24 protein-coding genes and 1 pseudogene are annotated in these 19,808 nt (G+C 70.4%); 10 read left to right on the top strand and 15 right to left on the bottom strand.

The genetic code is table 11. The features are described 5' to 3' along the window. Positions 1 to 18: 18 nt before the first annotated feature. On the bottom strand, positions 19 to 153 hold the full coding sequence (locus IEZ13_RS47460; protein ID WP_260179160.1) for a hypothetical protein: 135 nt from the start codon (positions 151 to 153) through the stop codon (positions 19 to 21). Positions 154 to 185: 32 nt separating this feature from the next. Here IEZ13_RS47460 and IEZ13_RS11920 point away from each other — a divergent pair. From IEZ13_RS11920 to IEZ13_RS11940, 5 genes and pseudogenes are all read left to right on the top strand, one after another. Next, positions 186 to 656: pseudogene (locus IEZ13_RS11920) on the top strand (hypothetical protein); the annotation flags it as partial. Positions 657 to 690: 34 nt separating this feature from the next. Further along, a complete protein-coding gene (locus IEZ13_RS11925; RefSeq protein ID WP_183221234.1) occupies positions 691 to 1,152 on the top strand; it encodes an SRPBCC family protein in 462 nt (153 codons plus the stop codon). Beyond that, positions 1,149 to 1,493, top strand: a complete 345-nt coding sequence (locus IEZ13_RS11930) for an ArsR/SmtB family transcription factor (protein WP_183221236.1) — start codon at positions 1,149 to 1,151, stop codon at positions 1,491 to 1,493. Before IEZ13_RS11925 ends, IEZ13_RS11930 begins: the two co-directional genes overlap by 4 nt. A 10-nt stretch (positions 1,494 to 1,503) precedes the next feature. Continuing rightward, positions 1,504 to 2,541, top strand: a complete 1,038-nt coding sequence (locus IEZ13_RS11935; RefSeq protein WP_229794635.1) for an alpha/beta fold hydrolase — start codon at positions 1,504 to 1,506, stop codon at positions 2,539 to 2,541. 49 nt (positions 2,542 to 2,590) lie between these two features. Beyond that, the gene (locus tag IEZ13_RS11940; RefSeq protein WP_183221238.1) at positions 2,591 to 2,983 is read left to right on the top strand and encodes a PNPOx family protein; all 393 of its coding nucleotides are present in this window, start codon (positions 2,591 to 2,593) and stop codon (positions 2,981 to 2,983) included. A gap of 604 nt (positions 2,984 to 3,587) precedes the next feature. Here IEZ13_RS11940 and IEZ13_RS11945 read toward each other — a convergent pair. Continuing rightward, positions 3,588 to 3,890 (bottom strand): hypothetical protein, encoded by a 303-nt coding sequence (locus IEZ13_RS11945; protein ID WP_183221240.1) that lies wholly within the window; start codon positions 3,888 to 3,890, stop codon positions 3,588 to 3,590. Between the two features lie 213 nt (positions 3,891 to 4,103). Here IEZ13_RS11945 and IEZ13_RS11950 point away from each other — a divergent pair, with 213 nt between their 5' ends. Beyond that, complete coding sequence (locus tag IEZ13_RS11950) at positions 4,104 to 4,547, top strand: hypothetical protein (protein ID WP_183221241.1); 444 nt, start codon at positions 4,104 to 4,106, stop codon at positions 4,545 to 4,547. A gap of 25 nt (positions 4,548 to 4,572) precedes the next feature. Then, positions 4,573 to 5,139 carry a hypothetical protein gene (locus tag IEZ13_RS11955; RefSeq protein ID WP_183221243.1) on the top strand — a complete coding sequence of 189 codons (567 nt, stop codon included), beginning with the start codon at positions 4,573 to 4,575 and terminating at the stop codon, positions 5,137 to 5,139. A 10-nt stretch (positions 5,140 to 5,149) separates the two neighbouring features. Here the strand turns inward: IEZ13_RS11955 and IEZ13_RS11960 are convergent, their stop codons facing one another. The 7 genes from IEZ13_RS11960 to IEZ13_RS11990 all read right to left on the bottom strand — a co-directional run bounded on the left by IEZ13_RS11960 (position 5,150) and on the right by IEZ13_RS11990 (position 10,849). After that, a complete protein-coding gene (locus IEZ13_RS11960) occupies positions 5,150 to 5,350 on the bottom strand; it encodes a hypothetical protein (protein WP_183221245.1) in 201 nt (66 codons plus the stop codon). A 195-nt stretch (positions 5,351 to 5,545) separates the two neighbouring features. After that, positions 5,546 to 6,733, bottom strand: a complete 1,188-nt coding sequence (locus IEZ13_RS11965) for an ABC transporter permease (RefSeq protein ID WP_203833781.1) — start codon at positions 6,731 to 6,733, stop codon at positions 5,546 to 5,548. A gap of 49 nt (positions 6,734 to 6,782) precedes the next feature. Further along, complete coding sequence (locus IEZ13_RS11970) at positions 6,783 to 7,457, bottom strand: ABC transporter ATP-binding protein (protein WP_183221247.1); 675 nt, start codon at positions 7,455 to 7,457, stop codon at positions 6,783 to 6,785. After that, on the bottom strand, positions 7,454 to 8,485 hold the full coding sequence (locus tag IEZ13_RS11975) for a peptidoglycan-binding protein (RefSeq protein ID WP_183221249.1): 1,032 nt from the start codon (positions 8,483 to 8,485) through the stop codon (positions 7,454 to 7,456). The genes IEZ13_RS11970 and IEZ13_RS11975 overlap by 4 nt, the downstream gene beginning before the upstream one ends. Then, positions 8,485 to 8,976 carry a hypothetical protein gene (locus tag IEZ13_RS11980; RefSeq protein WP_183221251.1) on the bottom strand — a complete coding sequence of 164 codons (492 nt, stop codon included), beginning with the start codon at positions 8,974 to 8,976 and terminating at the stop codon, positions 8,485 to 8,487. The genes IEZ13_RS11975 and IEZ13_RS11980 overlap by 1 nt, the downstream gene beginning before the upstream one ends. A gap of 25 nt (positions 8,977 to 9,001) precedes the next feature. Continuing rightward, positions 9,002 to 10,180, bottom strand: coding sequence for a sensor histidine kinase (locus tag IEZ13_RS11985; RefSeq protein ID WP_229794636.1), 1,179 nt, complete (start codon positions 10,178 to 10,180; stop codon positions 9,002 to 9,004). A gap of 15 nt (positions 10,181 to 10,195) precedes the next feature. After that, positions 10,196 to 10,849 (bottom strand): response regulator transcription factor, encoded by a 654-nt coding sequence (locus tag IEZ13_RS11990; RefSeq protein WP_183221254.1) that lies wholly within the window; start codon positions 10,847 to 10,849, stop codon positions 10,196 to 10,198. 136 nt (positions 10,850 to 10,985) lie between these two features. Here IEZ13_RS11990 and IEZ13_RS11995 point away from each other — a divergent pair, with 136 nt between their 5' ends. From IEZ13_RS11995 to IEZ13_RS12005, 3 genes are all read left to right on the top strand, one after another. Then, positions 10,986 to 11,618 (top strand): PadR family transcriptional regulator, encoded by a 633-nt coding sequence (locus IEZ13_RS11995; RefSeq protein ID WP_183221256.1) that lies wholly within the window; start codon positions 10,986 to 10,988, stop codon positions 11,616 to 11,618. 197 nt (positions 11,619 to 11,815) lie between these two features. After that, positions 11,816 to 12,763: an ABC transporter ATP-binding protein gene (locus IEZ13_RS12000; protein WP_183221257.1), complete on the top strand. Its 948-nt coding sequence runs from the start codon at positions 11,816 to 11,818 to the stop codon at positions 12,761 to 12,763. After that, a complete protein-coding gene (locus IEZ13_RS12005; protein ID WP_183221259.1) occupies positions 12,760 to 13,536 on the top strand; it encodes an ABC transporter permease in 777 nt (258 codons plus the stop codon). Before IEZ13_RS12000 ends, IEZ13_RS12005 begins: the two co-directional genes overlap by 4 nt. A 7-nt stretch (positions 13,537 to 13,543) precedes the next feature. Here IEZ13_RS12005 and IEZ13_RS12010 read toward each other — a convergent pair whose 3' ends face one another. The 6 genes from IEZ13_RS12010 to hppD all read right to left on the bottom strand — a co-directional run bounded on the left by IEZ13_RS12010 (position 13,544) and on the right by hppD (position 19,700). After that, positions 13,544 to 14,008 carry a hypothetical protein gene (locus IEZ13_RS12010; RefSeq protein WP_183221261.1) on the bottom strand — a complete coding sequence of 155 codons (465 nt, stop codon included), beginning with the start codon at positions 14,006 to 14,008 and terminating at the stop codon, positions 13,544 to 13,546. 9 nt (positions 14,009 to 14,017) lie between these two features. Continuing rightward, on the bottom strand, positions 14,018 to 14,995 hold the full coding sequence (locus IEZ13_RS12015) for a trypsin-like serine peptidase (RefSeq protein ID WP_183221263.1): 978 nt from the start codon (positions 14,993 to 14,995) through the stop codon (positions 14,018 to 14,020). Positions 14,996 to 15,295: 300 nt separating this feature from the next. After that, positions 15,296 to 16,504 carry a fumarylacetoacetase gene (fahA, locus tag IEZ13_RS12020; protein ID WP_183221587.1) on the bottom strand — a complete coding sequence of 403 codons (1,209 nt, stop codon included), beginning with the start codon at positions 16,502 to 16,504 and terminating at the stop codon, positions 15,296 to 15,298. Between the two features lie 14 nt (positions 16,505 to 16,518). Beyond that, a complete protein-coding gene (locus IEZ13_RS12025) occupies positions 16,519 to 17,283 on the bottom strand; it encodes a hypothetical protein (RefSeq protein ID WP_183221265.1) in 765 nt (254 codons plus the stop codon). Then, positions 17,280 to 18,476 carry a homogentisate 1,2-dioxygenase gene (locus tag IEZ13_RS12030; RefSeq protein ID WP_183221267.1) on the bottom strand — a complete coding sequence of 399 codons (1,197 nt, stop codon included), beginning with the start codon at positions 18,474 to 18,476 and terminating at the stop codon, positions 17,280 to 17,282. The genes IEZ13_RS12025 and IEZ13_RS12030 overlap by 4 nt, the downstream gene beginning before the upstream one ends. Positions 18,477 to 18,494: 18 nt before the next feature. Further along, positions 18,495 to 19,700 (bottom strand): 4-hydroxyphenylpyruvate dioxygenase, encoded by a 1,206-nt coding sequence (hppD, locus tag IEZ13_RS12035; protein WP_183221269.1) that lies wholly within the window; start codon positions 19,698 to 19,700, stop codon positions 18,495 to 18,497. Positions 19,701 to 19,808 lie beyond the last annotated feature (108 nt).

The following is a 19,808-nucleotide window of genomic DNA, read 5'->3' on the forward strand; positions in this document are numbered from 1 at the left end:
TCCGGTTCCCGTCACCGGTCAGGACCAGAGATCGGCTTCGAGGATCGGCCGCCGCTCCCGCACGTAGGCGGCGTCACCCAGGTAGAGAAGGTGATGGCCGTCGGCGAGGTGGCCGGCGAACGCCTCGCTCCCGGCCGCCGCCCGGGCCCGCATGAAGTCGACCAGGGCGTGCAGCCGTGGACGTACGGCATCCGACCTGGACCCACGGGCTGCTGGTCCGCCGCGTCCTGTCCGGGATCAGCAGGGCCGAGCTGGTCCGGCACGGGTACGCGGTGGCCGGCCGGCCGCCGCGGGAGGTGTTCCCGCCGATGTCCGGCGACGCGGTACGGGACGCCGCGCGCGCCGAGCTGACCGGGTACTGGGCTTGGGCGGCACGCCGGCCGTGGATCTGGCGGGATCCGGTCATCGCCGATCTCGGTCTCACCTCGATGGCCCGGGGCCGGCACGCGCTGCGGACCGGTGAGCTGCTCACCAAGAGCGCGGCGATCGAGCAGGCCGTCGCGCCGCCCTGGCTCATCGCCCAGCTCCGGGCCCGGCGCCGGGGGTCGCCGGTCGTCTCGCCACGCTGGCGTACGGCGCTGATCGCCTGGCGCGACGCCCGCCGCACCGTCCGCAAAGCGCAACCATCGGTTGCGGGTTTCGGTGACCAGGGGTAGCGTGACACGCAACCAAAGGTTGCAGGAGGATGTCATGGAGTACGGAACCATCGAACGCGAGATCTTCATCGAGGCCGCGCCCGAGATCGTCTTCGACGTGGTGAGCAGCCCGGATCACGTCAAGCAGTGGTGGCCCGACGACGCCCACTACGACCCGGCGCCGGGGTCCACCGGGCACATCGTCTTCGGGGACTGCAACGCCGGGGGGACGACCGTCCAGTTCACCGTCGTCGACGCGCGGCCGCCGGAAACCTTCTCCTTCCGCTGGACCCATCCGGCGGGCGAGACCGCCACGGTCGGCAACTCGCTGCTGGTCACCTTCGACCTGACCGCCTCCGGCGACGGCACCCTGCTGCGGATGACCGAGACCGGCTTCCGGGAGATGGGCTGGTCGGAGGCAGTTCTCAAGCACGAGTACGAGGACCACGTCGCCGGCTGGACCCACTTCCTGTCGCGGATCGCCCCCTACGCCGACACGCTGCGGGTCAGTCCGTGAGCACGGCGACCGTCGACGACGACCTGTGGGCGGCGATCGGCGACCCCACCCGCCGCCGGATGCTCGACCTGCTGCTGGCCGACGGCGCCGGCACCGCGACGACACTGAGCCAGCGGATGCCGGTCACCCGCCAGGCGGTCGCCAAACATCTGGCCGTCCTCGACCGGGCCGGGCTGGTCCACGGCACAGCCGAGGGCCGGGAGCGGCGGTACCGGGTGGACGACGCCCAACTCGCCAGGGCGGTGACGCAGCTCGCGGCGGTCGGATCGGCGTGGGACGCCAGGCTGCGGCGCATCAAGCGGATCGCCGAGTCCATTCAGGCCCGGGTGGACTCCGAGTGATACTGGGCGCGTGGAGGACCTGCGCTTCGCCCGTACCGATGATGGTGTGACGTTGGGTTTCCAGGTCTTCGGGCAGGGGCCCGCACTCGTCTGGATGCCGTCGCTGAGCAACATTCTCGCCCAGTGGCGCATCCCGGCGGTGCGGGCCGCCTACCTCGGCCTGTCCAAGCATCTGACCGTGGTCCTCTACGACGGCCGCGGCACCGGCAGTTCCGACCGCCGGGTCGACCTCGATGACCTCGGCGTCGACGCGCACCTGCGGGATCTGCGGGCCGTTCTCGATCACGCGGGCCTCCAGCGGGCCACCCTGCTCGGCTATTACCACTCGGTGGCGACCGCGATCGCGTTCGCCGCCCGCGAGCCCGAGCGGGTCGAGCGGCTGGTGCTGTTCGGCGGGGCGCCGCGCATGCGGGAGGCGATGCTTCCGGCGCAGACTCAGGCGCTGTTGTCGCTGGTCGAGCAGGACTGGGGCCTGTTCGCGGACGCCGCGGCCACGGCCTGGCTCGGCTGGGATGCCGCGCCTTCCGGCCGTTTCACGGCAGAGGCATTTCGTACGGCCACCAGCGCGCCCGTCGCGAAAGCCTGGTTCGAGGCGGCCCGGGAGATCGACGTGACCGCGGAGCTGGCGCGAGTCCGTGCGCCCGCCCTGGTCCTGCACCGGCAGAGCGCCGAACAGATCCCGGTCGAGGTCGCCCGGCGCATGGCCGCGGCCCTGCCCGACGCCCGGTTGGTGGAGCTGCCCGGATCCACCCCGACGCTGTTCATGGAGAACCCGGCGGCCGACCTCAAACTGGTCACCGACTTCGTGACACACGGCCGGGTCAACCGCCCGTCCACCGCGCCCACCACCCTGACCCCGCGCGAGACCGACGTGCTGCGGCTGCTCGCGGCGGGTGACTCGAACACGGAGATCGCCCGGCAACTGGGCATCGCGGTCCACACCGTGGAACGCCATCTGGCCAACCTGTATCGGAAGATCGGCGCACGCGGCCGCACCGACGCGGTGGCCTACGCGCTGCGCATGACGGAATTCCGCCATCCCGGCTGACGGGTCACCGGGACGCGAACCCACCCGCCCACGGCGGACGATCAGCGGCATGACGACCTCCACGACGTCCTGGCGTCTCGCACGTACCACCGCTCCGGCCGTCCGGGTGCTCGCCGGGCGGCGTCTCATTCCACTCTGGGCCGTGGTCCACCACCGGGGCCGGGTGAGCGGCCGCGACCTTCGGGTGCCGATCGCCATCACCACCACCCCGGACGGCTTCGTGATCAACCTGCCGTGGGGCGCCCGCACCAACTGGGTCCGCAACGTGATCGCCGCCGGTGGCTGCGTGATCCGTTGGAAGGGCGTCGATCACCGGATGGCGGATCCCCGGATCATCGACGCCACCGAGGCCCGCCCCTACTACGGCCGCGTCACGTGGGCGATCGCGAGCCGCCTCTTCCCCGCGGACGCCTGGCTGCTGCTGCGCCACACCGCGGATTGAGTCCGCCGGACCGCTTCCTCTCGGTACGCGCTGCGCCGTTCCGATCCCCTCAGAACCGTCCCGCCCTACCGGGGCGAGCGCGGTCACCACGGCAATCGGCCTGCCAGGCGACCACGACACCGCCACCGTGTGCACCCACCCACCCACGGCCCGCCGAACACGGGGCAGACGCACACGCAACACGTCCTGTGCGCAGCCACCACGACAATCAGCCAGCCAGGCGACCACGACACCGCCACCGCGTGCACCCACCCACCCGTACGGAACCGCGACCGTCCGCCCACGGCGACCGGCGCTACGGCCGGGAGCGGGCAACTCGGGTGCCTGGCCGGCGAGACCGTGACTACCCGCCCGGCGTGACCGGTTCGGCGTGACCGACGGCTGGGCGGTCGGCCGGCAACGGCCGTGACCGGCGGCACATGAGGAAGTGGCGGTCGGCCCGGCCCGCCCGAGCACCGATCTCCGCCCGGCGGGGGCGGCACGGGCGGGAGCGGGCAGCGAGATCGCGCCGACCGGACGGGACGGCCCTGATGAGGCGGGACGAAGTCACGCGTACAAGAAAAGGAGCGGAAGTGGAGCGCGGACCTCGACCACGAAGCTTCTTCTAGAACGGCTCGCCGGCCACGCCGCTGTAGCCGTGCAGCTCGTACTTCCCGGCGAGTTCGAAGATGCCGTCGAGGTAGCTGAGCATCCGCAGTGGCAGGGTCAGCAGGACGTACCGGTCGCCGGGGCCGTCGCCCGGCTCGAGCACGTCGGCCAGATCGGGCCAGCGCTCGAGAAGCTCGCCACGGAAGACCGCGACGTCGGGATGCGGCTCGAGCGCGTCGGCGACCCCCTCGGCCAGGGCGTCGTAGATCTCCGCCGGGTTGCCGCTACCGGCCTTCCAGAACGCGAAGTCACTGCTCACCGCATCAGGCTAGCGGTAGGGAGTGGACATCACGCCATAACACTTTCGTCATTCGCCCGACCGAACGAGAACGGGGATGATCGATGGCCGCGCTCCGCCTCGACCCGCGGCCTGCCTGAAGATCGCCTTAAGGAATCGACAGCCTCGCATGGAGGCGTTATGGTGCTCGCGGCATGGGAGCGCTCCCACTCCCCCATCCCCATGGAGGTTTTCATGCGCAACGCCATCATCCTGCTCGCCGGCGGGATCCTGCTCACCGCGACAGCCTGCGGCACCGCCGCCGACACCGCCGCGCCAGCCGGCAGCGCGGCGGTCGTCGCCCCGGGCATCGCGACCGGCTGTCAGGCGCTCGCCGCAGCATACGGGGCCAACATGGCGCCGTTCGCCAAGGCGCTCACCGAATCGGTCTCCGACCCCAAGGCGGTGGCCAAGGCCCAGCAGGCCCTGGCCAGCTTCGCCACCGCGATCGACGACGCCACGAAGGGCAGCGAGGACGCCGAGTTGCGTACCGACGGGAAGAAGGCCGCCGAGCAGCTGCGCACCAAGTCGGGTGACGCCAAGTTCTTCCAGGCCATCAAGACGCCCGAGGACGTCGACAAGACGATGGGCCAGAACCTGACCGAGTGGCTGTCCCCGGTGCAGCGCCACTGCCAGTGACCGTCCGGGCTGGCATCATGGCGAGATGGCGACGAACGCCCGGATCAAGCCGATCGAAACCGCCACGAGCCGCCGCTGGGACGACTGGCTGACGTTCCTGGCCGGCATCGGCGCGGCGGACCTGGATCACCGGGCCATCGCGGCCAGGGTGCACGAGGAGCTGGACGCCACCGGAATCGACTCGCCCGGCTGGTGGGCGCAGTCGGTGACGGTGGCGTACGAGCAGCACATCGGCCGTCGGCTGCCCGGCCAGCGCTCGGACGGCACGTTCGAGGTGAGCGTGAGCCGGTCCACCCGTCTCGGCATGGCCGCCCTGATGGACGCGTGGACCGGGTTCGCGGCGGCGGACCCGCACACCGCCGGGCTGCTCGCCGCCCCGCCACGGGTGAGCGGCACCGAGCGGCGGATCACCTGGCGGGTCAAGACCCTGCACGGTACGGCGATCGTCGTCACCAGCGAGCCCAAAACGAACGGCACGGCATCGCTGGTGGCCACCGAGACGGGCCTGCCCTCCCCGGAATCCGCCGCCGAGGCCCGGCAGACCTGGACGGACACCGTGACCCGCTTCCTCGAGTCGGCCGCGGCCCGCTGAGCCGGGGCGGTCAGGCGGGTTCCGGGACCGCTTCGGGCTCGTCCGGGACGGGCTGGTCGGGCACCGGTATGGCCGGAACCGGATCGGGCGGCGGCGGGGGCAGCGGGTCGGGGCTGTCGGGAGACAGTTCGCCCGGGTCGTCGGGGATCGGCGCGCCCGGATCGAGGGGCGGATATTTGTCCGGATTCGATGGGATACTTGCCATAGGCATCGGGTGGCCTCCTTACGATTTCGCCCGATTCTGAAAAGATCGGCTACCCGCCCACGTCGCCCGGTAAACGGCTGACCGGAAAGGTCACCACGACGAGGGCGACGACCAGACGTGAACTTCTTGTCGATCTGGCCGAGCAGCAGGCCGGCGAGCCGGTCACCACGCCGCCAGGACGGGAAGGGACGCTTGTTCCCCTCAGGGGTTGGCGAGGGCCTCGGTGGGTGGGAGGCGGGCGGCGCGCACGGCCGGGTAGAAGCCGGCCAGGCCGCCGATCAGCAGGGTCGCGGCGACGCCGCCGGCCATCGCCCACGGGGGCACCACGGCGGCCCAGCCCTGGGTGGCGGCGAAGGCGGCCGTGATGCCGATGCCGAGGGCGACGCCGCCGGCGCCGCCGAGCAGGGACAGCAGCAGGGCCTCGGCCAGGAACTGCGTGCGAATCTGGCCCCGGGTGGCGCCCAGGGAGCGGCGCAGGCCGATCTCGGAGCGCCGTTCCAGGACCGAGATGACCATCGTGTTGGCCACGCCGATACCGCCGACCAACAGGGCCACGGCGCCCAGGCCGAGCAGCAGGGCGTTGAGCGTACGACGGGTCTCCAGCTGGGCTTTCAGCACCTCGGACGGGCGGGAGACGGTGGCCTCGCCGGGGTTCTCCGGGTTGGCGGCGGCGCCGAGCAGCGGCTGTACGGCGGTGACCGCGCTCTGCTGTGGACGGGTGTAGACGGTGGTCGGGTAGCCGTCGAAGCCGAGTTCGCGTTCGGCCACCGGCCAGCCGACGAAGGCGCCGTAGTCGAGGTCGGTGAGCAGGTCGTTCGGGGCCAGGATGCCGACCACGGTGAACCATCGGCCGCCGAGCCAGACCAGCTGGTCCGGGCCGGTCTCGTAGACGGCCAGGGATCTCGCGGCGGTCCAGCCGAGCACCACGGCCGGATAGGCGGTGTGCGCCTCGGTGAGCCAGGACCCGGCGACGGTACGGGCACCGGCCACCGTGGGCAGGTCGGTCCGGGCCGCGTAGACCACGATGCCGCCGGTGCGCTCCGCGGGGATGTGGTCGTTGCGGTAGACCCGTACGCCGGTGCGCCCGACGGCCGACACGCTGTCGACGTCGGGCAGCGCGCCGATCATGCTGACCGCCGTGGTCGGCAGGTGGGACTCCTCCTCCGCGGTGACGGTCAGCAGGTTGGTGCCGAACGAGTCGAGGCGCCGGTCCAGTTCGTGGGTCGAGGACGCGGAGATGCCCATGACTCCGACCATCGCGGCGATGCCGATCGCGATGCCGAGCGCGGACAGGAACACCCGCAGTGGACGTGAGCGCAGGCCGTGCCCGCCGACCCGGATCACGTCGGCGACCGGCATTCTGGCCGGAACCAACGGCGGGGCGCTCATGCCGCCACCTCCGCCGTGCGTCGGCGCCGCCAGGAATTCATGACTGTGCTCATGCCCGTACCCCTGAAATGATCTTGCCGTCTTTGAGCCGGACCTGTCGCGGCAGCGAGGCCGCGATGTCGCGGTCATGGGTGATCACCACAACCGTGGTGCCGGCGTCGTTCAGGTCGCGCAGCAGCGCCATCACGGTCTCTCCGGACTGTGAGTCGAGGGCGCCGGTCGGCTCGTCGGCCATCAGCAGCGGCGGACCGCCGAGAACGGCGCGGGCGATGGCGACCCGCTGCTGCTCGCCACCGGACAGTTGATGCGGCAGGTGCCTCATCCGGTGGCCGAGGCCGACCCGGTGCAGCGCCCGCTCGGCGGCCTGCCGCCGGAAGCCACGCGGCCGGCCGCTGTAGAGCAGCCCGTCGGCGACGATGTCGATCGCCGGCACCCCGCGGGCCAGGTGAAACTGCTGAAAGACGAAGCCGATGGTACGGGCGCGCAGCACCGACAGCTCCCGGTCGCTGAGCGCGCCGACGTCGTACCCGTCGATGTGCAGAGTCCCGGTGGTGGGCCGGTCGAGGGTGCCCATGATGTGCAGCAGGGTCGACTTTCCGGAGCCGGACGGGCCGACGACGGCGAGCAGCTCCCCGCGGTCGATGCGCAGGTCGGCGTCGTCGAGGGCGAGCACGTCACCGTACCGTTTTGAGACCCCGGACAACTCGACTACCGGTGTGGTCATTCCGGCACCCCCACGGAGAGGCCCTCGGTGACGCCGTCGCCGGAGATCTCCACGTAGCCGCCGGAGAACAGCCCGGTCTTGACCGGCAGATACTCGCCACCGGTCATCACGGCGTAGCCGCCACCGGACCGGGCGACAAGAGCGGTGACCGGTACGGCGAACACGTCCTTGCGGGTCTCGGCGGCGAGAATCACCTGCACCGTCGCTATCTGGTAGCGACCCAGCCGCTTCTGATCGGGTACGGCGAGTTCGACGGGCAGGGTGGCGCCGCCCTTCTCCTGCGAGGTGGGTGTGCCGATGTCGGTGACCCGCGCGGTGACGCCGGTGCCGTCGGGCAGTTCGACGGTCGCCGTGGTGCCGTTCTTGACCAGGTCGGCGTAGTCGGTGTCGAGGTCGACGGTGACGACACGGGTGGTGCCGGTCCAGCGCAGCAGCACGCCGGACGCGGCGGCGCCGGTCTGCGTGGTGATCTCGGCGACGCGACGTGCCCCCGATGACACCACGGCGTCGCCCGGTTCGACCCGGCCGGTTTCGGTGCGGCCCAGGTCTTCCTGCCAGTCGCGGACCGCTGCCGCCGTCGACGAGGTGTAGTCGGCGTCGACCGTGAATCCGGTGTAGCCGAGGGCATGGAGGTTGAGTTCGAGCTGCCGGACGTCGGCGCCCTCGCTGCCGGCGGAAAGCCTGCGGAAGAGCGGGATCGTGCCGTAGAGCAGCGGGACCCGCCGCTGGTCGAGGCGGTAGACGGTGTCGCCACGTTTCAGGACGTCGCCCTCGCCGGGCAACCAGGTGACCATGCCGCCGCCGGTCAGGGGCGCCTGCACGCCGGTGGTGTCGCCGAAACCGAGGTCACCGCCGACCTTCTCGGTGCGGGTCAGGGTGCGTTTCTCGACGGTGGCGGTGGCCGGTGGCCCGGCGAGCGCCACGTCGCCCGGGTCGTCGGCGCCGCCGAGCATCCCGGTGCCGGCGGCGACCGCGATCACGGTGACGCCCAGGGCCGGCAGCACGAGCAGGGTTCGTTTCGGGGCCATCAGTCCAGGTCCTCGAAATGCGTGTTGCCGCCCGGGTCCTGGGAGTCGCAGGCTTCTCTGGCGTCCTTGAACGGCGAGGAGTCGGGCTCGATGCCCGTACCGGTGAGGATGATTTTGATGGTGTTGCCCTCGACCTCGGGGTCGGGGAACTTCGGCAGTTTGCCGCGCATGCAGGTGGCCCAGGCGGTGACCTTCGCCGGATCGACCGGGTCGCCGTCCTCGGCGTCGCCCTGCGGTTGCTTGTCGCGGCAGGCCTCCTGCGCCTTCTTCAGCACCGCGTCGTCGACCTTCGGCAGATCCATGCCGATGCCGTTGTTCTCCCGCACCGGGTCGGGGGCGTTCGGGATGCCGTTCTCCCGCAGGCATTCGGTGTAGTCCATCGCCTGCTGGAATTTGTCCTCGTCCGATCCGCCGAGTGCTCCGCCGCAGCCGGAGAGCAGTGATCCGCACAGGAGCGCGGCGACCGTCCAGGCCTTTCTGGTGTTCGTCATGCCGGGATTTCTACGCACCGGCCGGTCACACGACGGGCACATCCTCCGGCGGGAAATGAATGGTGACGGCGAGCCCGCCATCGGGCCGGGCACGCACCGAAAGGTCGGCGGAGTGGGCGGCCGCGATGGCCGCCACGATGGACAGACCCAGGCCGTGGTGGCCGTCGTCGGCGGTCCGGTCGAGCCGCTGGAACGGGGTGAGCAGCCGGTCCACCAGCTCCGGCGGGACCGGCGGCCCGGTGTTGGTCACCGTCAGGAAGCCGCGGCCGTCCTCGGTGCCGGTCGTCACGTCGACCCGCCCGTCCGGGACGTTGTAGCTGATCGCGTTGTCGACCAGATTGGCCAGAAGCCGTTCGATCAGCACCGGATCGCCGGTGAGGCGGGCCGGTGCCAGGTCGGCCGCCACGGTGAGGTCGTGACGCCGGGCGAAGGCTCGCGCCACGTCGCCGGCCGGCCCGGACAGGTCGATGCCGTCGTGGCGGTCCAGGCCGCGTTCGCTCGTCGCCAGCACCAGCAGCGATTCGAGCAGGCGGGCCCGCTGTTCACTGACCGCCATCACCTCCTTGAACCGCTCCCGGAACGTGTCGGCCGTCGCGTCCGGGTCGATGACGGCCTCCTCCAGCAGGGCGTGTTCCAGCGTCAGCGGGGTTCGCAGCTCGTGTGCCGCGTTGGCGACGAACCGCCGGTGCGAGTCGAGGGCCGACTCCAGCCGCCCGAGCAGGCCGTCGACCGTGTCGGCGAGGTTCTTCAGCTCGTCACGCGGGCCCGGAGCGTCCAGGCGCTCATGCACGTTGTGCGCCGAGATGCGCTGGATGGTGCCGGTCATGGTCTGCAACGGGCGCAGCAGCCGGCCGGCAACCATCCAGCCCAGGCCGATCGAGATGACCGACATGACGCCGAGCGCCACACAGCCCTGCACGACGAGCGTGTGCATGACCTCGGCCTTCTCCATGCTGACCTGCTCGCGGGCGGCCGCGACCACCTGGCGCATGTCCGCGGGCAGGTCGGAGTCCGGCGGCGCGGTGTCGCCCAGCACGACGGCGGTGACGATTTCGCGACCGTCCGCCGACCTCTCGACCGACAGCGAGGAGGCGCCCCGATTGTAGGCGACCAGGACGTACGTGATCGTCAGCAGCAGCGCGCCGGAGAACAGGAAGAGCAGGCCGTACAGCAGGGTGAGCCGCAACCGGACCGTCAAGCCCACCAGGGTCCCCTTTTCTCAGATCCGGTAACCGGCACGGGGCACGGTCTCGATGACGGGTGGCTCGCCCAGTTTGGCGCGCAGCCGGTTCATGGTGGCCTTGACCGTCGTGGTGAACGGGTCGGCGGCCTCGTCCCACACCCGTTCCAGCAGCTCCTCGGCGGACACCACCCGGCCCCGCGCGGTGAGCAGGTATTCCAGGACGGCCAGTTCCTTGGGGTTGAGCGGCAGCCGCTGCCCGGCCCGGGTCGCGACCCGCCGCGCCGGATCCAGCGTCAGGTCACCGTGCGCCAGCGTGGGCGGCACGGCGGGCTGAGTGCGGCGGCCCAGGGCGCGGATCCGGGCGACGAGTTCGGCGTACGCGAAAGGTTTGGGCAGATAGTCGTCGGCGCCCATGGTGAGGCCGAGCACCCGGTCGGCGAGCGTCCCGGCCGCCGTCAGCATGAGCACCCGGGTGCGCTGCGGTTCGCGCATCAGCTCGCCGCACACCTCGTCACCGTGCACGCCGGGCAGGTCCCGGTCGAGGACGACGACGTCGTAGTCGGTCTCGGCGGCGTGTTTCAGAGCGACCGTCCCGTCGTAGGCGACGTCGACGGCCATGCCCTCGCGCCGCAGCACCCGGGCCACCGAGTCGGCGAGGCGGATCTGATCCTCGACCACCAGGACTCTCACCACGCCACCTCCGCCGTTCGCCGCCAGCCTACGACCTGGGCGGTCACACGGCTGTCACAGCGATCTCCCGGGTTTTGCATCCGCACTCGGATGAGTAATACTCGTATCCGAGTATTACGACGGCGAGGGAGCGGGGATGGCGCAGCGGCGGAAGGTGGGCAACCTGCTCGGGCTGCACATCATGGCCACGCTCTCGATGACGCCCCTGCATCCGTACGAGATCGCCGCCCACCTGCGCGCCCGCAACAAGGACCAGGACCTCAAGATCCAGTGGGGTTCGCTCTACACCGTGGTGCAGAACCTGGAGAAACACGGCTTCATCGAGGCGGCCGAGACCGTCCGGGCCGGCCGCCGCCCGGAGCGCACCGTCTACCGGCTCACCGACGCCGGCCGCGAGGAGATGAAGGACTGGCTTCGGGAGCTGGTCGGCCACCCGGCCCGCGAGTTCCCCCGCCTCCAGACGGCACTGTCGGTGATCGGCGTCCTGCCGCCCGACGAGGTGATCGAGCTGCTGGAGCAGCGGCTGAGCGTGCTCACCGTGGCGAACGACTCGCAGCGCTCCGACCTGCGCGGCGCCGCCCACGAGGTGCCCCGCGTGTTCCTGGTCGAGGGCGAGTTCCAGCTCGCGATGCGCGAGGCCGAGGCGGCCTGGATCGAGCGGCTCCTCAAGGAGCTGCGCGACGGCACGCTCGGCGGCCTCGACCTGTGGCGGCACTTCCACGAGACCGGTGAGACGCCGGACTTCACGAGTTTCCCGGAGCCGCCGTAGGCGCCGGGTTTTCCGGAGCCGCCGTAGGCGAGAACCGGGATGAACGGCGGTTTCCGGACCGGGTGCGGGAACACCCGGTCCGGAAACCGCCACCCCCACACACCGATCCGCGGGAACGGGCCGGCGCATCCGAGGCGTGTCGCAGCATCGAGGATAGCCGGGACCGGGACCGCGGCCGTCCGCACATGGAGTCACCCATGACAGATGCCGTCACGGCATGTGATCTCGGCAAGTCCTATCCCGGCGGCGTCCGGGCCCTCGACGGGCTCTCGCTGACCGTCCGCGCCGGCGAGGTCTTCGGGCTACTCGGCCCGAACGGCGCCGGCAAGTCCACCACCGTCAAGATCTTGACGACGCTGGCCCGGCCGGATTCCGGCACTGCCACCGTCGCCGGCCACGACGTGCTGCGCCACCCCGACCGGGTGCGGCGCGCCATCGGCGTGGTCGCGCAGCGGTCCGGCCTCGACCCGATGGCTTCCGGCCGCGACAATCTCACCCTTCAGGGCAGACTTTTCGGGGTACGGGGACGCGCGCTCCACACGCGCGTCGGCGAGCTGCTGGAACGCTTCGACCTCACCGGCGCGGCCGGACGGGCCGTGCGCGGCTGGTCGGGTGGCATGCAGCGGCGCCTCGACGTCGCGATGGCCCTGGTGCACCGGCCCGAGGTGCTGTTCCTGGACGAGCCGACGACCGGGCTCGACCCCGAGGTGCGGGGCGCGATGTGGGCGGAGATCGGCCGGCTCGCCACCGAGGAGTCGATGGCGATCCTGCTGACCACCCACTATCTCGACGAGGCCGACCGGCTGGCCGCCCGGCTCGCCATCGTCGACGGCGGGCGGATCGTGGCCGAGGGGACACCGACGGAACTGAAAGGCGAATTGCGCGGGGACGCCGTACACCTGGAATTGGAGAAAGCCGCCGATGAGCCGCAGGCGCGGCAGGCGATCGGGACCGTCACCCGCTTGCGGGAGGTCTCCTTCGACGGCCGGCTGCTGAGCGCGCGGGCCGATGACGGCGCGGCTGCCGTTCCGGCCGCATTGGCCGCTCTCGAATCCGCCGGAGTGGGCGTCGCGACCGTCACCGTCGCCCGGCCCTCCCTGGACGACGTCTATCTGCGTCACGCGGGAAGGCGGTTCGCGGCATGACGACCTTTGTTTCGCACACCTTCTGGATGACCAATCGGCGCCTGAAAGTGCTGGTGAAGCAGCCGGCATTCGTGCTGATTCTGCTGGTGCAGCCGGCGATCTGGTTGTTCCTGTTCGGCAATCTGTTCCGGCGGGTGGTCGAGCTGCCCGGTTTCGGGGCGGCCTCCTATCTGGATTACCTGATCCCCGGCGTGGTCGTGATGACCGCTGTGTCGTCGAACATGTGGGCCGGCATGGGCATGCTCGAGGAGATCGAGCGCGGCACCATGAACCGGCTGCTCACCACCCCGGTGGCGCGCAGCGCGATCATGAACGCGGCGGTCGTCGAGCAGGCGCTGAGCACCACCGTGCAGGTGGTGGCGATCATTCTGCTCGGGCTGGTCGCGGGCGCCGAATACCCGGGCGGGCCGGCCGGGCTGACGGTTCTGACCGTGGCGGCGATCCTTCTCGGAACGATTTTCAGCGCGCTTTCCAACACGATCGGCATGCTGGCCCGGCAACGCGAGACGATCATCGGGATCAACTCGATGCTGCTGTTGCCGCTCACCTTCCTGTCGTCGGCGTTCATGGCCGAGACGCTGATGCCGGAGTGGATGCGGACGGTGGCGGCGGCCAATCCGGTGAACTGGGCGCTCGACGCGGCGCGGGCCGCGATGAGCGCCGATCCGGAATGGGGAACCGTGCTGATCCGGGGCGGATGGTTGCTGGCGGCGGCGGTCGCGATGCTGCTGCTGTCGACGCGCACGTTCCGCGCGTACCAGAAATCGGTCTGAGAAAGGCTCAGGTGAAGGAGACCGTGGCGTAGCGGCGGCCGTCGGCGTCGGTCACCGCGACCGACGCCACCTCGGCCGCCGGGACCGCCGCGGTGCCGTCGACCGTGACGCCCTCCAGCGTGTGCGTGTTCGATCCGATCCAGGCCCCGGCGGTCACCTCGGTGCCGCCGGTGGTCCGGACGACGATGCGGTACTCGCGGCCGGGTGGGATGGCGATCACTGTGGAGTGCAACCGGATCCAGCCCTGCTCGGCGACGATCCGCACGCTCAGGCGGACGGAGCTGCCCGGGTCCGTGGTGGTCCGGACGATCGGTGACGCGGAGGGCGCCGGTGGGCGGGGTGACGGCAGCGGGTGCGGCGGTCTCCGGCGTGAGGTGGCGACCACGACGACAAGGATCACGACCACCGCGACGACGGCGATGACGGCCACCGCCCGCAGCGTGTGCCTGCCGTGGTGGCCGTCATCCGTCATTTCCGCTCCTCAGTCCACTTCGTGGTAAAGATCAGCCACGTCGTCGTCGAAATAGGGGCTCAGCGAGTAATCGAAATCAACACCGGCGCGTGATGTCAAACCGATGACATAGCCCAAAGAATTGGAGTAATTGTAATCCTCCAGCCATGGCCCGCCGCTCGCGCCGCCGGTCAGAATGCAGCCGACGTAGACGTACGAGTCCCACCAGCTGCCGTCGTAGGTGGTGACCCTGTCGCAGTAGTAGGGGACGTCACCCGGGTAGCCGTCGTCGGCCGGGTAGCCCCAGACGACGACCGTGTTGTCGTAGCCGTTGTTGACCCGCAGCCCGTTGGCGCCGACCACGTCGGCCACGTTGCCCCGGTCGTTGGCGTAGAGGTTGACGAACCCGTAGTCGTAGTCGTCGTCGGAGTCGTCCGACCACGGTGACCAGATGGTCCAGCTACTGGCCCAGAAGACGCCGTACGGCTGGGAGTCGCCGTAGAGCTGCGGGACGAAGAAGGCGTCCACGAACGCCCAGTCGCCGCCCTCGCCGGAGTGCAGACAGTGCGCCGCGGTCATGATCAGGTTGCGTTGACCGCTGTTGATGACCGATGCCGAGCACCAGCCCAGGACGGAGTCGTCCGCGGTGATGGCGTACATCCGGCCGTGCGTGGCCGGGGCCGGCAGGGCGGCCGTCGTCGCCGAGCGGGGCGCGGCGGCGGGCGGCGCGATCGTGCGGGCCGGGGCAGTGAAGTCCTTGGTGCGTTTCTGCGTCGTCGGTAGGGCCGGCGAGTACTGGATCGGCTTGGCGGTCTCGATCGCCTCGTCGATCCGTGCCTTGGTCCACCGCGCGCTGCGAGTGGCCACCTGGGCGGGCTCGGCCCTGGCGCTGAGCCGTTCGAGTTTCGGTTCCGATGTGGGCGCCGCCGCGGCCGGCCCCGTCGGAGCGGCAAGCGCCGCCCCGGAGCCGAGCAGGACGGCCACGATGATCCCTCTTAACCGCTGCAAGGATTCCCCCTTGTGCTGGTTTCGATGGCACAGGAAGGGGTTCCGGCGTCGCTGCCGATCTCCCCGTGATGTGAGCCGCGCATGCGCAGGGCAACCCTAGACATCGAGGTTTAGCGATGTCAAACAGCACGGAGAATGCTTATTTAACAATCATGTAGCTCAATACAGAAATATGCACGGCCTATCGAGGAATCCGGAGTGGCCGTGATCCGACAAGTTCGCGACGGAAGGAGACGACGACCGGCGAGGACGATCCGGCCGTCCGCCGTCTTGTCGCCCGCGATCCGCAGGCCGCCCCGGCTAGATCGGGGCGGCCGCCGTGATCAGGCCGCGGACCGCGCCGAGGCCGATCGGAGTGCCGGCCGGGCCGGGAGCCGTCGCGGTGATCTCGACCTCGTCGCCGTCCGCCAGGAACGTGCGGACCGAGCCGTCCGGCAGCGTGAGCGGCTCCTGACCGTTCCAGGACAGTTCGATCAGGGAGCCGGGCTCGCCGCCGCTGATCGTGCCGGAGGCGTACAGGTCTCCGGTGCGCAGCGAGGCGCCGTTGGCGGTGAGGTGGGCCAGCATCTGCGCGCCGGTCCAGTACATGCCCGCGAACGACGGCCGGGCCACGACGTGGCCGTTGAGCCGCACCTCCAGGCGGATGTCCAGGCCCCACTGCGGGGTCTTCTCGTCGTCGAGGTAGGGCAGCAGCGGCACGGTCCGGGCCGGCGGCGCGACCCGGGCGTGTTCCAGGGCGGCCAGCGGCACGATCCACGGCGAGATCGAGGTGGCGAACGACTTGCCGAGGAACGGGCCGAGCGGAACGTACTCCCAGGCCTGGATGTCGCGGGCGGACCAGTCGTTGACCAGGCACACGCCGAACACGTGCTCCTCGAACGCCTCCAGAGCGACGGGACGGCCCAGCGTGGAGGGGCGGCCGACCACGTACCCCAGCTCGGCCTCGATGTCCAACCGTTGCGACGGACCGAAAGTGATCTCGCCGTCCGGGCTGCGGCGCTGGCCGCTGGGGCGGACCACCTCGGTCCCGGACAGCACCACGGTCCCGGCCCGGCCGTGGTAGCCGATCGGCAGGTGCTTCCAGTTCGGGGTGAGCGGGTCCTGCCCGGGCCGGAACATCCTGCCCAGGTTGGTGGCGTGCTGCTCGGAGGCGTAGAAGTCGACGTAGTCGGCGACGGTGAACGGCAGGTGCATGATCGCGTCGGTGGCCGGAATCAGGTGGCCGCCGAGCAGGTCCCGGTACACCTCGTCGGACAGCCAGGTGGTCAGCGCGCCGCGCAGCGTCGCCCACACCCGCGGGGCCGCCGCGAGCAGTGTGTCCAGCGACGGCCCGGCCACCGCGCCGGCCAGTTCCGGGGCGAGACGGCGGCAGGCCGCCGGCAGGTCGATGATCTGGTCACCGACCGCGACGCCCACGCGCGGATGCGGGTCGGCCGCGGTGTGGAACACCCCGTACGGCAGGGTGTCGACGCCGAACGAGTGGCCGGCCGGAATGTCGAGCCAGGTCAACGCATGGTTCTGAGTCAAACCACAGCCTCCAGTAGACCGAAACGCAGCAGGCCGTCGACCGGCTCGCTGATGCTGCACGTACCGAAACTGACGAAGTGGTGCCGGACCGCCTTGACCAGGACCTCGTCGATCCCGGCGACGGCGGACGCGACCCGTTCGCCGTCCTGGTCGGCCAGCGCCCGCTCGATGTCGTAACCCTGCAGGGCACGGGCGGTCGCCAGGATGACGTTGAGGTAGCCGTGATGCTCGAACCCGGTGGCCGGATCCCGGTGCCTGATCGGATCGTGCAGGCCGGCGGTCAGTTTGAACGCGAGACCGCCGCGCACCGCCGCCCACAGGGCACCGGCCAACCGTGCCTCGCTGGGGAACGCGTCCGCGCGTACCCCTCCGGTCCTGATCTTCAATCGCAGGCCGGCGTCACGCAGGGCCGCGACGCGCGTCGCGGTGATCTCGTCGCAGCCGATCTCGTGGTACGCGGTCAGCGTGCCGCCGGACGCGGACGCGGCCGGGCCCTCCACCGCGACGATCTCCACCGAGGGGTGTTCGGGCAGGTCAGCCGCGATGTCGGGGACGACGAGCGACACCCGCAGGGGCGGCCCGCCGGCCGTGGCGGCGACCAGTTCGTCCCAGCGGGCCAGCGAGCAGATGAACGGGCCGAGAAGCGGCGCCCACCGGGATTCCGCCCGCTCCCGATGGGCCCGAACGGCGTCGGCCATCGGCAGATTGCCCGGCGGGAAGATCGCGGCGTCGTCGAACAGGCCGGTGAACAGCGGGTTCATCGGTTCTTCGCCCAGGTCCAGGCGTAGACACCGTCGTCGCAGAGACGCCCCGCCTCGCCCAGGCCCAGTGGCCGGAACGTGTCGACCATGACCGCCAGTTCGTCGAACCGCTCGGCGCCGAGGCTGGCCTCGATGGCGGCCGGCTGCGGGCCGTGCGAGTGGCCGCCCGGGTGCAGCGACACCGAGCCGATGTTGATGCCGGAACCCTTGCGGGCCTCGTAGTCGCCGCCCACGTAGAACATGACCTCGTCCGAGTCGACGTTCGAGTGGTAGTAGGGAACCGGCACCGCGAGCGGGTGGTAGTCGACCTTCCGCGGCACGAAGTTGCAGATCACGAAGTTGTTGCCCTCGAAGACCTGATGCACCGGCGGCGGCTGGTGGACACGGCCGGTGATCGGCTCGAAGTCGTTGACGTTGAACGCGTACGGATAAAGGCAGCCGTCCCAGCCGACCACGTCGAACGGGTGGTGCGGCAGCACGTGCACGGTTCCGGCCAGCCCACCCGGCCCGTCGCCGCGATGCTTGATGTAGACCTCGACGTTCTCCCCCTCGACGACATGAGGAGCGTCGGGGGTACGCAGATCGCGTTCACAATACGGCGAATGTTCGAGGAACTGCCCGTACCGGGACAGGTAGCGCTTCGGCGGCGCGATGTGGCTGTTCGCCTCGATCGCGTACAGCCGCAGCGGAACGTCGCCGGACGGCACCCACCGGTGGGTGGTCGCCCGCGGGATGATCACGTAGTCGCCGGCCCCGACGGTCAGGTCCCCGAAGATCGTCTCCACGACGCCCGCGCCCGCCTCGACGTAGACGCACTCGTCGCCGGTCGCGTTGCGGTACAGCGGGGAGGCGGCGCCGGCCACCACGTACCCGATCCGGACGTCGGCGTTGGCGAGAACCAGACGCCGGTCCCGGACCGCGTCACAGGACTTCCACTCCTCGCCGTCGAACAGCTCGTGCAGTTTGAGGTGCCGCGGCAGCAGCGGCTGGTTCGGCTCGGTCGACTGGTCGGGCAACTGCCAGAGGCGGGCGCCGATCACCGCCGACGGAACGTGCCGGTGATACAGCAGCGACGAGTCGGAGGAGAAGCCCTCCTCCCCCATCAGCTCCTCGTAGTAGAGCCTGCCGTCGCCGTCGCGGTGCTGGGTGTGCCGTTTGGCCGGGACGTCGCCCGCCCTCTGGTAGTGCGCCATGGGACCCTCCCGATCAGGTCAGAAGTTGCCGCGCTTGGCCTGCTCGCGCTCGATCGCCTCGAACAGCGCCTTGAAGTTGCCCTTGCCGAACCCGAGCGACCCGTGCCGTTCGATCAGCTCGAAGAAGACGGTGGGCCGGTCGCCGATCGGCTTCGTGAAGATCTGCAGCAGATAGCCGTCCTCGTCCCGGTCTACCAGAATGCCGCGCTTCTGCAGCTCCTCGATCGGGACCCGGACATTGCCGATACGCTCGCGCAGCTCCGGGTCCTCGTAGTAGGAGTCCGGCGTCGCCAGGAACTCGACACCCTCCTCGACCAGTGCGTCGACCGCCTGGAGGATGTCGTTGGTGGCCAGCGCCAGGTGCTGCGCGCCCGGGCCGCGGTAGAACTCCAGGTACTCGTCGATCTGCGACTTCTTCTTGCCGACCGCCGGCTCGTTGAGCGGGAACTTGACCCGGTGGTTGCCGGACGCCACCACCTTGCTCATCAGCGCCGAGTAGTCGGTGGCGATGTCGTCGCCGATGAACTCGGCCATGTTGGTGAAGCCCATGACCCGGTTGTAGAAGTCCACCCACTCGTCCATCGCACCGAGCTCGACGTTACCGACGATGTGGTCCAGCGCCTGGAAAATCCGCTTCGGCGCGCCGGGACGCTTGCGGTGCGCCGAGGTCCGGGCCACGAAACCCGGGAGGTACGGGCCGGTGTAGTGCGTCCGGTTCACCAGGGTGTGCCGGGTCTCGCCGTACGCCGCGATGGCCGCGATCCGCACGGTGCCGAACTCGTCGGAGACGTCGTGCGGCTCCTCCAGGACGGTGGCGCCCTGGGCGCGGGCGTGCTCGACGCACTTGTCCACGTCCGGCACGGTCAGCGCGATGTCGGCGATGCCGTCACCGTGACGGGCGTGGTGGGCGATGACCTCGCTGTCCGGGTCCACACCGCCCTTGATGACGAACTTGATGGCGCCGCTCTTGAGCACGTACGCCATGTGGTCACGGTTGCCGGTCTCCGGCCCCGAGTACGCGATCAGCTCCATGCCGAACGCGGACTGGAAGAAGTGCGCCGTCTGGGTGGCGTTGCCGACCGCCCACACGATCGCGTCCCACCCGGTGACCGGGAAGGGGTCGCCGGCGGAGTCGTACTCGACGAGCCCCACCAGCTGCTTGAGAGTGGCGAGGTCCAGCTCGGCGAGCTTCTCCTCATCGGTCAGCGTGTCGTTGACAGACATCCTGCTCCCTTCTCCGCGGGCTGCTGTTGAGAGGCAGCCTGCTCAAGGGCCGTGAGCTGCGCAACAAGTCCATCCGAAGACGGGCAACCTGCCCAGACCCCGTAGTTC

The organism is Actinoplanes campanulatus, assembly GCF_014647795.1.
GTDB lineage: Bacteria > Actinomycetota > Actinomycetes > Mycobacteriales > Micromonosporaceae > Actinoplanes > Actinoplanes campanulatus.

Excerpts from the sequence above, each read along its gene's own strand:
- IEZ13_RS12010 (WP_183221261.1), bottom strand. The coding sequence starts at position 14,008 with ATGACGGATGACGGCCACCACGGCAGGCACACGCTGCGGGCGGTGGCC.
- IEZ13_RS11975 (WP_183221249.1), bottom strand. The coding sequence starts at position 8,485 with ATGGCCCCGAAACGAACCCTGCTCGTGCTGCCGGCCCTGGGCGTCACC.
- IEZ13_RS12030 (WP_183221267.1), bottom strand. The coding sequence starts at position 18,476 with ATGGCGCACTACCAGAGGGCGGGCGACGTCCCGGCCAAACGGCACACC.
- IEZ13_RS11980 (WP_183221251.1), bottom strand. The coding sequence starts at position 8,976 with ATGACGAACACCAGAAAGGCCTGGACGGTCGCCGCGCTCCTGTGCGGA.
- IEZ13_RS12005 (WP_183221259.1), top strand. The coding sequence starts at position 12,760 with ATGACGACCTTTGTTTCGCACACCTTCTGGATGACCAATCGGCGCCTG.
- IEZ13_RS12025 (WP_183221265.1), bottom strand. The coding sequence starts at position 17,283 with ATGAACCCGCTGTTCACCGGCCTGTTCGACGACGCCGCGATCTTCCCG.
- hppD (WP_183221269.1), bottom strand. The coding sequence starts at position 19,700 with ATGTCTGTCAACGACACGCTGACCGATGAGGAGAAGCTCGCCGAGCTG.
- IEZ13_RS11965 (WP_203833781.1), bottom strand. The coding sequence starts at position 6,733 with ATGAGCGCCCCGCCGTTGGTTCCGGCCAGAATGCCGGTCGCCGACGTG.
- IEZ13_RS11955 (WP_183221243.1), top strand. The coding sequence starts at position 4,573 with ATGGCGACGAACGCCCGGATCAAGCCGATCGAAACCGCCACGAGCCGC.
- IEZ13_RS11995 (WP_183221256.1), top strand. The coding sequence starts at position 10,986 with ATGGCGCAGCGGCGGAAGGTGGGCAACCTGCTCGGGCTGCACATCATG.
- IEZ13_RS11960 (WP_183221245.1), bottom strand. The coding sequence starts at position 5,350 with ATGCCTATGGCAAGTATCCCATCGAATCCGGACAAATATCCGCCCCTC.
- IEZ13_RS11970 (WP_183221247.1), bottom strand. The coding sequence starts at position 7,457 with ATGACCACACCGGTAGTCGAGTTGTCCGGGGTCTCAAAACGGTACGGT.
- IEZ13_RS11940 (WP_183221238.1), top strand. The coding sequence starts at position 2,591 with ATGACGACCTCCACGACGTCCTGGCGTCTCGCACGTACCACCGCTCCG.
- IEZ13_RS11925 (WP_183221234.1), top strand. The coding sequence starts at position 691 with ATGGAGTACGGAACCATCGAACGCGAGATCTTCATCGAGGCCGCGCCC.
- IEZ13_RS47460 (WP_260179160.1), bottom strand. The coding sequence starts at position 153 with ATGCGGGCCCGGGCGGCGGCCGGGAGCGAGGCGTTCGCCGGCCACCTC.
- IEZ13_RS12000 (WP_183221257.1), top strand. The coding sequence starts at position 11,816 with ATGACAGATGCCGTCACGGCATGTGATCTCGGCAAGTCCTATCCCGGC.
- IEZ13_RS11950 (WP_183221241.1), top strand. The coding sequence starts at position 4,104 with ATGCGCAACGCCATCATCCTGCTCGCCGGCGGGATCCTGCTCACCGCG.